12 protein-coding genes are annotated in these 14,330 nt (G+C 32.2%); 5 read left to right on the plus strand and 7 right to left on the minus strand.

The genetic code is table 11. The features are described 5' to 3' along the window. Positions 1-103: 103 nt before the first annotated feature. The 4 genes from H527_RS21210 to H527_RS21220 all read right to left on the minus strand — a co-directional run bounded on the left by H527_RS21210 (position 104) and on the right by H527_RS21220 (position 5,845). A complete protein-coding gene (locus tag H527_RS21210; RefSeq protein ID WP_051316590.1) occupies positions 104-724 on the minus strand; it encodes an MOSC domain-containing protein in 621 nt (206 codons plus the stop codon). 267 nt (positions 725-991) lie between these two features. Beyond that, complete coding sequence (locus H527_RS0102045; RefSeq protein ID WP_027411167.1) at positions 992-2,221, minus strand: McrC family protein; 1,230 nt, start codon at positions 2,219-2,221, stop codon at positions 992-994. A gap of 63 nt (positions 2,222-2,284) precedes the next feature. After that, entirely contained in the window at positions 2,285-4,396 is a 2,112-nt protein-coding gene (locus tag H527_RS22980) for an McrB family protein (RefSeq protein WP_051316591.1), read from the minus strand. Positions 4,397-5,146: 750 nt separating this feature from the next. Then, a complete protein-coding gene (locus tag H527_RS21220) occupies positions 5,147-5,845 on the minus strand; it encodes a hypothetical protein (RefSeq protein ID WP_035087206.1) in 699 nt (232 codons plus the stop codon). 184 nt (positions 5,846-6,029) lie between these two features. Here H527_RS21220 and rlmF point away from each other — a divergent pair, with 184 nt between their 5' ends. Together rlmF and H527_RS0102065 are read left to right on the plus strand one after the other, a co-directional pair. After that, positions 6,030-6,887, plus strand: a complete 858-nt coding sequence (gene rlmF, locus H527_RS0102060) for a 23S rRNA (adenine(1618)-N(6))-methyltransferase RlmF (RefSeq protein ID WP_027411168.1) — start codon at positions 6,030-6,032, stop codon at positions 6,885-6,887. 320 nt (positions 6,888-7,207) lie between these two features. Then, positions 7,208-7,459, plus strand: coding sequence for a hypothetical protein (locus tag H527_RS0102065; protein ID WP_027411169.1), 252 nt, complete (start codon positions 7,208-7,210; stop codon positions 7,457-7,459). 51 nt (positions 7,460-7,510) lie between these two features. On the opposite strand, the gene H527_RS0102070 is transcribed toward H527_RS0102065, so the two are convergent. Then, positions 7,511-8,338, minus strand: a complete 828-nt coding sequence (locus tag H527_RS0102070; RefSeq protein ID WP_229809225.1) for a DMT family transporter — start codon at positions 8,336-8,338, stop codon at positions 7,511-7,513. 461 nt (positions 8,339-8,799) lie between these two features. On the opposite strand from H527_RS0102070, the gene H527_RS0102075 reads away from it, so the two are divergent. Continuing rightward, a complete protein-coding gene (locus H527_RS0102075; protein WP_027411171.1) occupies positions 8,800-9,762 on the plus strand; it encodes a carboxypeptidase-like regulatory domain-containing protein in 963 nt (320 codons plus the stop codon). Positions 9,763-9,879: 117 nt separating this feature from the next. Here H527_RS0102075 and H527_RS0102080 read toward each other — a convergent pair whose 3' ends face one another. After that, positions 9,880-11,643, minus strand: coding sequence for a SulP family inorganic anion transporter (locus H527_RS0102080; protein WP_308427870.1), 1,764 nt, complete (start codon positions 11,641-11,643; stop codon positions 9,880-9,882). A 195-nt stretch (positions 11,644-11,838) separates the two neighbouring features. On the opposite strand from H527_RS0102080, the gene H527_RS0102085 reads away from it, so the two are divergent. Next, positions 11,839-12,594 (plus strand): sulfite exporter TauE/SafE family protein, encoded by a 756-nt coding sequence (locus tag H527_RS0102085; RefSeq protein ID WP_027411173.1) that lies wholly within the window; start codon positions 11,839-11,841, stop codon positions 12,592-12,594. A gap of 82 nt (positions 12,595-12,676) precedes the next feature. After that, positions 12,677-13,480: an MBL fold metallo-hydrolase gene (locus tag H527_RS0102090; RefSeq protein ID WP_027411174.1), complete on the plus strand. Its 804-nt coding sequence runs from the start codon at positions 12,677-12,679 to the stop codon at positions 13,478-13,480. 91 nt (positions 13,481-13,571) lie between these two features. Here H527_RS0102090 and H527_RS0102095 read toward each other — a convergent pair whose 3' ends face one another. Beyond that, the gene (locus tag H527_RS0102095; protein WP_027411175.1) at positions 13,572-14,021 is read right to left on the minus strand and encodes a cold-shock protein; all 450 of its coding nucleotides are present in this window, start codon (positions 14,019-14,021) and stop codon (positions 13,572-13,574) included. Positions 14,022-14,330: the final 309 nt, after the last annotated feature.

Below are 14,330 nucleotides of genomic sequence, written 5' to 3' on the forward strand. Positions count from 1 at the left end.
TATCGTTTAGCTAAGAAAAAACTTTTATAGTATCACAATGTAGATTTATTGGTCTTCAACAAGCTCAGACTGACATTACAAAACCTTAATATATAGAATTTACCTAATCGAACAAAGATGGTTGCTTATTTTTGGAAGGATAATTGACTAAATCCATATACTTAGGATCCATTTTTTTTAACATATTCGGGATAGCCCTATAATACGAAGGAGACACACTAATCTCATAAGCAAGTTTTTTTATACTCACAGGGTTTTTCTGCTGATCCAAATACCACATAATTCTATCTTTTATAGTATACGGTATACTATCATAGGTAATATCTAATACGGTAAGCGTATCCCCTATTTTTATTTCTCCTTTATTAAGCACCGTACCTAAATAACCACGTTGGTGCTCTATTTTTTTAAGAGCTACTACATCTTTTATTTGCTTGCAAGGTTCACAATGATAGGTTAAACGTATTTGCACCTCTCCTATTTGTATTACTGTTCCTGAGGATAGTGCATGTATATCCAAACCATCGATTATTATATTTTCTTTAAGGTCTCCTGGTTCTAAATCAAATCTTTCTATTATCTCAGTCGTTAAAATCAAAATATGCCGTTGTGGCAAAGCCACTTTTGCTCCCACAATACCTTTTTTAGTAACCTCAAAACTGTCTACTTCGCGCAAGGTGTTTCCTAACGATTCTTTTAAAAATAATTTTTGTACGGTTATCATGATATTTGTAGGTTTTATGTAAATACTACACAAAACTAAGTAAAATATCACTAGTATTATTTTCTTACTTTATCCAACTCAGGGATTCGAGTACCTCCCCCTTCGGAGATTGGTGGACTGCGAGGTTCGATAATTCGAGTGGACTTAGGCTCTCGAAGTTCATCCTACTAGTATCACCCTTCGAGTAACCTCAGGGTTCGGAGAATGGGGAATTAATTATTCCTAGACTCATAGACATCTTTTGTCCATTTATGTTTACATTTTCTACTATATTTCTAATTGGCTTATAATATTTTGAGCAATATTGGTATCTAATTTATTCATATCATCTAATACGAAAACAAACCCTATTTTACATTGATGTTTTGGGTCATCAAATTCGTTTTCAAAATTTCTAAAATTACTACTGGTTTTATTACCAGGATATAATAACATCACCTTTTTTGCTTTCCAAAATCGGGCATACGTATATATCTGTCGCATATCCTGTACACTTGTTTTGTCATTAGTTGCGATCTTCCATTTCGTATCTATAACACATACCTGATCTGTTCTTTTATCTGTGATTACTATATCTGGTCGCAAATAATTAGCTCCTATAAATCCTTTTGTTTGCTGTCCTTCTACCCTTAAATAAGGATACTTTTTATTACAACAGTCTTGCAACTGAACCAATATATACTCCTCCCAAAGCTTATTCATATCGAATAACAGAGAAATCATTTTCTCTTGACCTCCTGAAATACTTGGGAAATAGTTAAGGATTATCAGCTTGGCTAGTTCTAAAGCATTAATATATGGTGCTGTTTTTTGGTTTAATTTAATTTGATCCAGTTGTTTCTTGGTCACTGTTATCCTCTTTACCTCTGGGAAATGTAATAGTACTCGTTGACAATAATCATATAAAAATGTTCCCTTACTAAATTGTGCTACAATTTCTAATACTTTATACAACACTTGATGTAAGATATGGTTTTTGTCATACACCTGATGCGTAGTATAAAAACGTTCTTTATGCACCAGATTATGAAGTACATTACCTGCGAATTCCAGTTTTCCTTTTAACGTTTTTACATTGGCTGTTTGCTTACGGTATTGCTTAATTAATCCTCTATGTAGTAACTGACTCAACTCATTAAGGAATAACTCAAAATACACATCCAACAAATTAAGGTGGCCCTTGTTTACATTTGCATATCCTGCACTACTCGCTTTTAACCGTCCACAAGCTTGCAACATTTGTAATAAAACATCTTGCCAGTTACTATCCTCATCATTTTTATCTGCTTTGGGGTGTATTTCTATAATAAACCCGTTTACCTGTATGACGCCTACATATTGCTTGAATTTAATACCATTGGCAATCGCATCAAAATAGGTAAATTCATGATACTCGTTAAGTTTTAGTAAAGCTCTTAAATGATGCTCTTTAAATCCATTATCTCCAACAAATAGTCGTTGATGCTCATATACAGTTATAGTTTTTTGATTTTTCAATAAGTTTAATTATGATGTCACACTGAGCTGAAGTGTAATTGACTTTGACCTCAGACTGACATTTTAGTTTTTATTAGTAGCTTTATTTTTTACGTTTAATAGCGTATCTATTGCTTCTTTTATTTTAAAATTCTCATCTATAGGAATCAATTTATAATACCCCTCATTTAACTGGTCTCTACCTTGATATTCAAATGTCGGGAATAGATCTTCTTTAGGTTTAATATACCCTACAAACCCTTTTCCTAACACCAACCCAATCTTGCCATAATCTCCATAAAAATATTCTTGTAATAAAGGAATCACTTTATCCTTAAAAACAAAGGTTAACTCTTCTAAAGAATGTATATCCATAAAATAGGAATGCCCTATGATATGATCTCTATCTATTAGTGTCTCTATTCTTTGGTTAATAGTTTCTAATATTGATTGTAGATTTATCTCAGTAAATTTATAACCATCAAAATATGAAAGCTCGCTTGGGTTTTTCTCCTTTTTCATATTTTTCCAAATTCCTTTTCTTTTCTCATGAAGTTCTCCTCCAAAGAAATCAAACAGTTCTTTTTCTTTGTTTTTATATTCTGTATCCTCCCAATCAACTTTTTCATATTTCCAAAGTAATCTACAATACATAGCAGAAGGGCTTAATAGCTCTGGTCTTGGCATCATTTCTACAAAAGAGAAACGTCTGCGTAACGCAGTATCTAATGCTTCTACAGATCGATCTGCGGTGTTCATCGTACCATAAATATCTAAATTTGGAGGTACTGAGAATTCTTTTTTAGAATATGGCAATTGAACAAACATTTCGTTGGGCTGTCCCTCTCTTTTATCTGGTTCGATGAGTGTAATTAATTCTCCAAAAATCTGAGATACATTTCCCCTATTGATCTCATCAATAAAAATTGCGTATCTATTGTTTAGATCTTTTCTCGCATCATTACAGAGTTTTTTAAACACTCCATCTTCAATACGATATTGCAATTCAGAAGCAATATCTTTATCAGAGATCATAACAGGTTTAATTCCTTCGATAAAATCTTCATAAGAGAAGGATTGATGAAATGTAGTGAATTCGTATCGCTTAATTATTTTATCAGGATCTGGATCAAAGTTTTTTACCTTATCTATATAGTCGAATAACTCAGGAACTTGTTCCTTCACTTCTTCTTCTAAGATTTCCCAATAAGAGTCTTTCGTTTTACTAAAAATTGCAGGAGATTGTCTCGATCTGACTTTTACATATTCGCAATCTTCAATAGTATGACTTTGCAATTGCGCCCAAAGAATAGGACTTACAGATTCAGTAGTAGATAACTCTGTTTTTTGCTTGACCCAAAGATGGTTCTTGATGTCTGCTACTTTTGCTTTTTTTAAATCTAGCAAAGCTATTGCGATTACCTGCCACCAGGAGCATTCTGATATAATGCTCCTAAAAAAGTGATCTTTTGTAATCAATGTTTCTTTAGATGTATATTTAGGAAAAAAATCTTTTTGTAAACTATATGTTTTCCCTGTTCCGGGAGGGCCGTATAGGATTTGGTTTACAGGTGTTTTTGTGTTAAATGCCTCTTTTTCATCTAATGTATCCATACTTATTTTTGTTTCTATATCAGATTTTAATGCTTTAACTTCTGGATACAGTTTCGTCAATTTTATGATTGCTTCTGTACTTTTTCTTATCAATTCATCCCAATCGGCAATCTCATCGAAACTATAGCGTATGACAATCTCAGAATTGTAAAAATCTCCGCGATACTTCTCATAGCTCTTTCTTAAGTCTTGATGATTTTTAAGTCCAACCGTATCTATCTTTAGATCAAAATGGAAATCATCATCTAAACCAACTGTTATTGCCAACCATTTATCATCCAAATCTGTTTTAGTCGGATATATTTTTGCCCATAGATATCCATCAAATTTACTGGCTTGACTTGTTGGTTTTTTCCTAATCCTAATAACTCCATCCTTAACCAAGGAGTCTTTAATAAGATTAGCCCATTCTTCTACTTTTGTATAAGCATTAGACAAAACGTTGTATACATTAGCGAATTCGGGAATAGTTCTATCACACGTCTTTCCTTTATATCGATCTAATAATTCAAATTCTTTTTTAGTAAAAAAATTCATTGAAGAGATTTTAACTCTAGAGTCTTCGTTAAATAACATACTCATAGCGTAGTCTTTATTTTATTAGACATATCTAAAGGCAGATCCATATTTAATTTTAATATACAGTAAATAGTAAGAGGTTGATACGTAGCGTATCCAAGTTTTTTAATCATTGTTGGTTAATTAAATCCTAGGGTAGATTAAACATACAGGCAATATAATAATTAATCCTATACAAGTCATTACGGAAACCCTTATTGCAGATACTATTTTGGTTTTTATTTATTACCATCGGTGGACTGATGCTCTCGAAGTTCATCCTACTAATGTTCATCCAACTCAGGGTTCGAGTACCTCACCCTTCGGAGATTGGTGGACTGCGAGGTTCGATAATTCGCGTGGACTTAGGCTCTCGAAGTTCATCCTACTAGTGTTCATCCAACTCAGGGATTCGAGTACCTCCCCCTTCGGAAATTGATCGACTGTGAGGTTCAATAATTCGAGTGGACTGAGGCTCTCGAAGTCCATCCTTTCCTATAAAAACCTGTTCCCTGCCATAAAAATTACAAGCGCGGAATATATTTATGTAAGCGCGGACATGGTTGACCCGGGCGCGGAGTACTTTTGGTCGAGCGCGGAGGTAGAACTCCAAGGCGCGTGGGGTGGTCAATCTCCCGCGGAGTACTTTTGGTCGCCCGCGGACATGGTTTACCCGAGCGCGGGTATAAATAACCAACCCGCGGGCATGGGAGAGGCGGGCGCGTGGCGCGCCCCACCTTACCTACTCCGCGGGCTAGTAATAGCAAGGGTTTTCTATCTTTTATACCTACTAATATACCCTTTAAACCGTTCTGGATTCTTTCTGAATACATATTTACCAGTTTCCTTAATCTCGGTCATGGCTTCTTTAAGGTGTGTATACGCTCTGTCCCTTAGTTCTTTGGCTTTAGAGTTATCCATAGTAGCTCCGTTAGCTTTGGCCAGTAGTTCTGCCAGATCGTTAGACATTTGTGCAGCAAGATCTAAACGGGTAAGATCATATTTAACTGCTTGTAGCTCGGTGGTATTTGCTTTACCCAATACACTAATATCCATTAAATCTTGTATCATATCTGCATCTCCTTCGCCATCTGCAATGGCACGTACTCTTGCTAATAAATCAGAACGCCTGCGAAATGCAAATCGAAAATCAGCCAATAAATCGTTTCTAAATGTATATGCCTTGGGAGCTTCTTCTTTCCACTCTTTGGCAGCTTCCTCTTGGCTATATCGTTCTTTCATCCAAACGGCTTGTGCATATCGACATGCGCCTGTGCGAATTGGTAGATCTAATACATAAACATTCCAATCTAGACCTGTATTTACTAATTGTTTTTTATCCTCTTGTGCCCAGATAAAGAGATTTTCAGATTCCTGTAAATAGACATCTATAGGATTTTTTGGTTTTTTCACCTCCTCCTGAGGTATTGCTTCTAATACGGCTAACTTTACGTCATAATTTTGCTTTGACATACTATATTATTGTTATAAATTAATAATCTACAATATTACAGCACAGAAGTTTCGTTTTTCGACACTAGGAAAAATAATTTATGAGAATGCTACTACTTTTTCTTGTTTGAAAACAAAGATGAAGCACTTGTATCAAAATGTCTATATCTTTACTGCCTAAATCTATTAAAAACCGTATTATATTTTGCATCCAAACAATATACATAATTCTCCATACGATTTTGAAGCTTTACATACTACACATCCTGCTTTAGCACCTTATATTTTTGTAAATACTTATGGTACTAAAACTATTGATTTTGCAGATAACAGAGCTGTTCTAGAACTTAATAAAGCTATTTTAAAGCACTACTATCATATTACCGACTGGAATATCCCTAAGCATTATCTGTGCCCACCGATACCAGGAAGAGCAGATTATATACATCATATCGCAGACTTATTGGATAAGAATACTAATTTATCCAAAATACAAGGGCTTGATATTGGTGTTGGGGCCAACTGTATTTACCCTATACTAGGAGCCCAAATCTATGGTTGGAATATGGTTGGTGCAGATATTCATACTATTGCTGTTACTTCTGCTTTAGCAAATGTAAATGCAACACCTGATTTAAAAGATAAAATAGAAATTCGACACCAAAAGGATAATGCTCATATTTTTGAAGGCATTATACTTTCTGGAGAGTATTATCATTTTACCATGTGCAACCCTCCTTTTCATGCTTCTAAAGAGATCGCCTCTAAAGGAACATTACAGAAACTAAAAAACCTACAGGTATCTAAATCTTTGGAACTTAACTTTGGCGGACAGGCTAACGAACTATGGTGTAATGGTGGAGAAACTTTATTTATTAAACGAATGATTAAACAAAGTGTAGCTTTTAAAACTCAGGTAGGTTGGTTTACTTCTTTGGTTTCTAAAAAAGAAAATTTAATAAAATTATACAAGCAATTAAATAAACTAAAAGTAGAACACAGAACTATTGAAATGAGTCATGGTAATAAACAAAGTCGATTTATTGCATGGAGATTTGAATAGTGCGTTAGGATAATTATACCTTTTTATTTACAGATAATCCATAACCTCAAGAGCAAAATCACGAGGTATGCTTCCGAAAATATATTTTGTTTTCGAGACAAGCCTCGGAGGATTAAACCCCACAATGCGGATTAAAAAATACTCCCTGTTTTATAATACTACTATTATAATTTTATAAAGCAAATCCTAAAAACAATAGCTTTGCATACCCTGTTTTTTGTAAGAAAACACTGCTTATCAGTATTTTATGAATATTTTATTTGTTTATATTACGGTTTTTCCGTAGTTTTAAAGTCCCAAAACTATAAAATTGATACCCTATGCGTAAAATTACACATGAGCAACAGTTTAACTCCCTACAATTAGATACAAAATATCATAACATCTGGGATAGAGGTATTCATCTTTTTTCGATCAATGATCAAAATCGTGATTTTTACTATTCTTTTTTCTATGTAGATTTATTATTTGTCCAAGTTATTTATAATAAGCTTACCGGAGATATTATAACTATTAAAAGCTTTACGGATAAATCAAAATTGATGTTCTTTCTAAAAGAAGATTTTTCTTAGTAAAGAAACATAAGAGGTAAGATACAATAACCTACTAATACAAACAATATCTTACCTCTTATAAAAAACATTAAGAACCAGTCCTATTATAACGAGTAATACACCTATTATACTTAAAAAAGGATATACATCTGCAAACCAAAAACTTCCTGCAATCATAGTAAAAACAACCTCAATATACTTAAGAGATACTATTTTATTAGTTACTTGTGATTGAAAAGCTTTAGTCATAAATAGTTGCCCGAAATATCCAAAAACACCCAAACTAAATAAATACAACCACTCCACTCCCACAGGTGTAATCCAATCAAATACAGACAAAAATCCCCCTACAACAACCGACACCCACATAAAATAGTTTACAATTACTACAGGATGATCTTTAGCTCCTATTTTATTGATCAGTACATAAACCATCCCACTAAAAATAGCCGAACTTAGGACTAATAGTAAACCGAAAGAATTTATATTAGGATCAAAACCTTTAATTAGCAATACCCCTACAAAAGCCATTAAAAAGAAAAACCATTGTATAAGTTTTACACGCTCTCTAAGGAAAAATACTGCAAGAATAGTCGCAAAAACAGGAGATAAATATCGCAAAGATACTGCCGAACCTATTGGCAAATACTGTACCGAAGCAAAAAACAACCCCATAGAAGTTACTCCTGCCAATCCACGATACAATAACAACTTTTTTTGATTACCTAACATAGGAATTTTATGCCATAACAAAAATGACATCGTAAATAACAAAGAACCAAATGCCCGAAATAATACCAACTGCCCTCCTCCAAAATGAGACAGATACTTTATTAATAAATTCATTACTGTAAAACATACAGCACTAATAAGCATATAATAAACAGCCTTTTTCATACGTTTTTCACACTCAAAAATTACAATCTTCAAACCTCTATATGATAAAAGACCCAAATGTAAATCATTTCTACTACTATCCCTTAAATAGCATCATAAGGCTTAACATAATAATAAAACATGTTTTATCAAACAACACATAATCAAATCGAAATTATTATGTAAATATTACTCAGAACTATATACAACGTAATGAAAGAAAAAAACTTAAAAGAGATTCACTAAAAGATCTAATTACCTAAACAACCAAACATCTAACAGATTTACATAAAGCATTTAATACAAAACTTATAATTAACTAAAAACAAATAACTTAGTCTCGTATATTATTTTATATATCTAGAAAAAAAAATAAAAACAAGTAACATATAGCTTATCTACAAACTCTCTTTAGTATAAAAACAACTTCAATTGTGAATATATTTCATTATTTTAGTTTTTTGTAATCCCCCAAATGATCTATGAAAAAGCTCTTTATCCTACTGTTATTGTTTGCGCAAATAATCTATTCACAGACATACACTGTTATTGATTCTATACAAAAAACGCCTATATCATATGCTACAATTTCTTTTGGTAATGGAAAAGGTACATTTGCTGATGCAGATGGTAATTTTAGTTTTTCAAAAAAATGGTATCCAGATATAGATACTTTATATATATCTTCTGTTGGGTATAATGAAGTAGCAATTTTGACTACTGAGCTACCCAAAAAAATAGTATTAACCGAGAGTGTTGATGAACTGAAAGAGGTATATATAACTGCCGAAAAAAAGAGAAAGTATAAAATTAAAAAACTTCCTCCAGAAGTACATGATGATTATTTTAAGTGTTGGCTCCCAACGGTTGAATCTGAAATTGCTGTTTTTTTTCCAAAAGATTTCAAAAAAAACTCTAAAATAGCATCTGTTTATTTACCTATAAAAACAGATGATTCTAATAAAAATTCTAGTAGAAACCCTTCTTTTTCTACTTTGTTTAAAATGCAATTTTACACTAATAACAATGGTTCTCCAGAAAAGAGATTGCCATATGATGATATTATATTTTTGGTAAGTGATCAAGACAAATCTAATTTTGAACTAGACATTTCAGAACACAAAGTATTTATTCCAAAAGAAGGGATTTTTGTATCCATACAAGTATTAGGGTACGCTGATAAAAATGGTAAACTACAACAAACCAGAAAATATAGTGTAATTGAAACCAGAAAAGGTACTATTAAAGTTTCTACTACCTTTAGACCTTTATTACCTTTTACAGACAAAATATCTAACTATAAAACTTTTACACGAAGAATTTTTTATAAAAATAGAGAATGGCAACGTTTTGATAAAAAATATAGCACGACTAATAACCTTATAAAAAATAATAATACTAATTATGGTATGGGGTTACGATTACATCTATTTGAAGAAGAATAGGCAAATCAATAACATCAGAACAATCTCACGGGGGTATGCTTGCGAAAATACATTTTGCTTTCGAGGCGGCAAGCTTCGGAGAATTAAACTCCACAACATGGATTAAAAATCTTTTTATCAATCCAGAAAAGATCTTCTTTTAGTGTTAAATTGTATTGCAGCCTCATGAATTGGTGCGTGCTTTGTACGGTTTTCAGCATAGTCTACAGCATCTGAAATTGTTAAATAGTAGTGATCTACTCCTAATTTATCCGTAAACCCAGACCTTTTTAAAAAGTCACGTACAGGACCTATAGTACCAACCATTAATAACTGTATCCCCAAAGTATCCAAATATTGTTGAATATCTTCTAGCACGTGTAATCCCGTACTATCCATATCATGCATATTGGTATTATCCAGAATAAAAAAATTTGGTGTAGGTTTACGTTTAGATATATATGCCAGAATAGTATCTTTAAAATAACTAGAATTACCAAAATATAATTGGTTGTCAAATCGAATAATCAAATATTCTGGTGATTGCAAAGCATCTGGAAATCTATTTATATTTCTATAATACTTAGTTCCTGGTATATTAACCAATTCTGCAATATGTGGACGAGCACTATAATACTGAAGAAAAACAAAAGACAATAATACTCCTATAAGAATCCCTTTTTCTACTCCGAAAATTAAAGTTCCTAAAAACGTAATAAGCATTACAATAAAATCTCGTCTTCTAAGCTTAAATAAATATTTAGCTTCGCTAAAATTTACTAATCCAAATACCGATACTATTATTATTGCTGCTAAAGTTGCCTTAGGAATATAATAAAAATAAGAGGTTAAAAACAATAAAGAAAACAATACCATAACCGCGGTAATGATAGAAGAAACAGCCGTCTTCCCTCCTGCTTCATCGTTGATTGCTGTTCTACTATAACTCCCAGAAGATGGTATTGCCTGAAAAAACGAACCGATAACCTTAGCAATACCCAAGGCAAATAACTCCTGATTAGGGCGTATAATATGATCTCTATTTTTCATTTGCATAGATTTAGCAATACCTATACTACCAACATACCCTATAAAAGTAACTGTTAATACAGATGGCATCAATGCAACCATTGTTTCATAACTCATTTCAGGAATTGTAAAAGAAGGTAATCCACTAGGTACATCTTTAATAATAGCTACACCATGATTATGTAAATCAAATAGATAAACAACTACAGTAGTTATTACCAATACCATCAATGCTCCAGGAAACGATCTTTTCCATTGTTTGAAAATATTAATAAATACAATTGAACCAACACAAATAGTTAATGTAATCCAGTTTACTTCAAAAAAATGACTAATCGTATACCAAACGATCTGATGCGTATGTTTAAAATCTGGAATTTCAATACCTAATCCCTGTTCTAATTGAGAGACTATTATAATGATTGCTGCTGCAGAAATAAAACCAGAAATAACAGGTTGCGAAATAAGGTTTACCAAAAACCCCATACGCAACACACTCATTATAATTTGCAATACCCCTATAAGAAACCCTGCAAATAAAACTAATTCTATAAATTTTTCGGTAAATGGCTCTGCTAGTTGGCTTACTCCGCTCATTACTAAAATAGCAGTAACTGCTACAGGACCTATACTTAGTTGTCGCGATGTGCCAAAAATTGCATAAAGCACTAAAGGTACTAAACAAGCATATAAACCATATATCGGAGGAACTCCCATTAATAATGCATATGCTATTGCTTGCGGTATAAGAACCACTCCAACAGTAATACCAGCAATACTATCTGCCTTAAAAAAAGAACGATTGTATCCTTGGTCTTTGAAGGTCTGAAAAAAGGGAATTATTTTATATAATTTTTTAACGGTATTTACTATTTTGGTTACGTAGGTAAATCTACAATAGTTTAATAAGTTATACCAAATAATTTATAATTAACATAGATAATATATTATTTAGCAATATTTTTTGTGTCTTAAATATATATTTTAAGACCTTTTCAACATCTCCTTAAAATGAAATATCTAATTTTGGAACTAATATACTTTTATTGTTTTTCCTAATAACATACCATGAATGAAAATTTACTTCTATGCATACTAGCAATAATAGGTTTTATTGCTGGGGTAATTAATACACTTGCTGGTGGTGGTTCTTTACTAACTTTACCTATGTTAATTTTTATGGGACTTCCTCCTGCTATTGCAAACGGTACTAATCGTATTGGAATTTTTATTCAGTCCATATCTTCTATAGCTGGTTTTAAAAGCAAAGGTATTCGACCAACATCTTTTGGAGTATACTTAGGTATATCTGCACTAATAGGATCTCTTATTGGAGCGCAAATTGCTATTGATGTTAAAGGAGAAACCTTTAATAAAATTTTAGCTATCATAATGATTATTGTAGTACTTATTATGGTATTTAAACCTAAAGTAAACATCCAGAACCTAGCCGAAAGAACAAACGGAAAACACCTTTGGATATCTATTATCGCTTTTTTCTTTATCGGTATTTATGGAGGGTTTATTCAAGCTGGTGTTGGTATATTTATACTATTAGCATTAACCTCTATTAACTACTTGAATCTGGTTACGTCTAATGCTGTAAAAGTTCTGGTTGTTTTTATCTACACCATTGGTGCTTTAATAATATTTGCATACAACAACCAAATCGACTACTTATATGGTTTTGTCCTTGCTTTTGGAAATGCAACGGGAGGATGGATTGCCAGCAGATGGTCTGTTAAAAAAGGGGATGGATTAATCAAAGTATTTTTAGTTATAATGGTTACAGCAATGGCTGTTAAATTATGGTTAGACAATTAATCCAATAATAATACATTAAAGATATCTGTAGTATTATTCTTATCTTTTGAATCTAAAAACAAATACATAAACCTATCCTATTATGAAAAACTCTCCTTTTTATATTATTATTCTATGTCTCTTTTTTTTGAGTTGTAAATCTCAAAAAAAAGAAGAGTCTGATAGTATTAATGAAGAAATTACAGATACTATAGAAACCGTTTCGAAAAAAGTAGTAAATGATATTCTTATAGATCCAATAATGCATGCTTCCACTATTTTAGAATGGAAAGAAAAAACAATTTATATTGACCCAACAGGAGGTGCTAAAGCTTTTAAAAACAAGAAGGCTCCCAATTTAATTCTTATTACTGATATTCATGGAGATCATATGGATATTGAAACCTTGGACAGTTTAGACCTATCTAAGTCCGAAATTATCGTCCCTCAAGCTGTTGGAGAGAAACTTCCTGCTAAATATACCGATCAACTGATCATCATAAACAACGGGGAAACAAAAGAGATACAAGGGATATCTATTGAAGCTATTCCAATGTATAACCTACGTGAAGAGGCTTTAAAATTTCACAGTAAAGGGCGCGGTAATGGGTATGTAATTACTTTAGGGGATAAACGCATTTACTTTTCTGGAGATACCGAAGATATTAGGGAAATGAGAGATCTTAAATATATAGACATCGCTTTTGTATGCATGAATCTACCCTACACTATGACTGTAGAAAGTGCTGCTAATGCTGTATTAGAATTTAAACCTAAACAAGTATATCCTTATCATTATCGTGGAACTGAGGGATTAAGTGATGTAGTAAAGTTTAAAAAACTAGTATCCAAAGACCCATCTATAGAAGTTTTACAGTTAGATTGGTATCCCAAAAAGAATCAGTAAGTTAAAACACAAAAAAGGGAGGGTTTGGTAAAATACCAAACCCTCCCTTTTTTGTGTTTTAACGTATGACTATTATAATATAGTAAAATACTTAAGCTTTTTTAACACGAACTGCGTTCATGCCTTTTTGACCCCGTTCTAATTCAAAAGTAACTCTATCATTTTCTTTTACTTCATTGATCAGACCATTAACATGTACGAAATATCTTTCTTGCGTTTCATCATCATTAATAAAACCATATCCTTTAGAGTCGTTAAAAAAAGCAACTTTTCCTTTTCGCACAGGATCAAACTCTTCTTTTTCTCTCTTAGGAACTCCTATTTCAATATTTTCTGCCTTGATTTTTTTCTTCTTAGAAGGGTCTGGTGGCGTATCAGTAAGATACCCATTTTCATCTACATAAGCAATCATACTATCTAAGCCATTTCCTTTATTAGAATTAGCCTTACGCTCTATTTTCTTTTTCTGCTTATCTTCTCTTTTTTTTAATTTCTTTTTTTCTTTCTCTATCTTATTGAAAGTTTGTTGTGATTTTGCCATTCGTTTTTATAACTCTTTTTATTAAACCTACTTTACTCCGGCATATAGGTATGTAACCGGTTGTCATTGAAATACTAAACGAACAATTGGAAAATGACAATTTTTAAGATTGATTTACCGAATAATTTACCCAGTGGTTGCAATAACTAGAATACAAAATGTATTCAAATTCTTTACAAAGGTAAGTTTTCATTTTTGATAAAAAAAAAACTCTTCACATAAATGAATATTATTCTACTAAATAGAGACCCTAATATATCAAAATTTGTAAATTACCGCCTTATTTTTTTTATTATAAACAAACCCTAC

The sequence above is a fragment of the Aquimarina muelleri DSM 19832 genome (assembly GCF_000430665.1).
GTDB lineage: Bacteria > Bacteroidota > Bacteroidia > Flavobacteriales > Flavobacteriaceae > Aquimarina > Aquimarina muelleri.

Bases quoted from the DNA above. Each gene is read 5' to 3' on its own strand.
- H527_RS21220 (WP_035087206.1), bottom strand. From the start codon at position 5,845: ATGTCAAAGCAAAATTATGACGTAAAGTTAGCCGTATTAGAAGCAATA.
- H527_RS0102065 (WP_027411169.1), top strand. From the start codon at position 7,208: ATGCGTAAAATTACACATGAGCAACAGTTTAACTCCCTACAATTAGAT.
- H527_RS21210 (WP_051316590.1), bottom strand. From the start codon at position 724: ATGATAACCGTACAAAAATTATTTTTAAAAGAATCGTTAGGAAACACC.
- H527_RS0102090 (WP_027411174.1), top strand. From the start codon at position 12,677: ATGAAAAACTCTCCTTTTTATATTATTATTCTATGTCTCTTTTTTTTG.
- H527_RS22980 (WP_051316591.1), bottom strand. From the start codon at position 4,396: ATGAGTATGTTATTTAACGAAGACTCTAGAGTTAAAATCTCTTCAATG.
- H527_RS0102095 (WP_027411175.1), bottom strand. From the start codon at position 14,021: ATGGCAAAATCACAACAAACTTTCAATAAGATAGAGAAAGAAAAAAAG.
- H527_RS0102075 (WP_027411171.1), top strand. From the start codon at position 8,800: ATGAAAAAGCTCTTTATCCTACTGTTATTGTTTGCGCAAATAATCTAT.
- H527_RS0102085 (WP_027411173.1), top strand. From the start codon at position 11,839: ATGAATGAAAATTTACTTCTATGCATACTAGCAATAATAGGTTTTATT.
- H527_RS0102070 (WP_229809225.1), bottom strand. From the start codon at position 8,338: ATGAAAAAGGCTGTTTATTATATGCTTATTAGTGCTGTATGTTTTACA.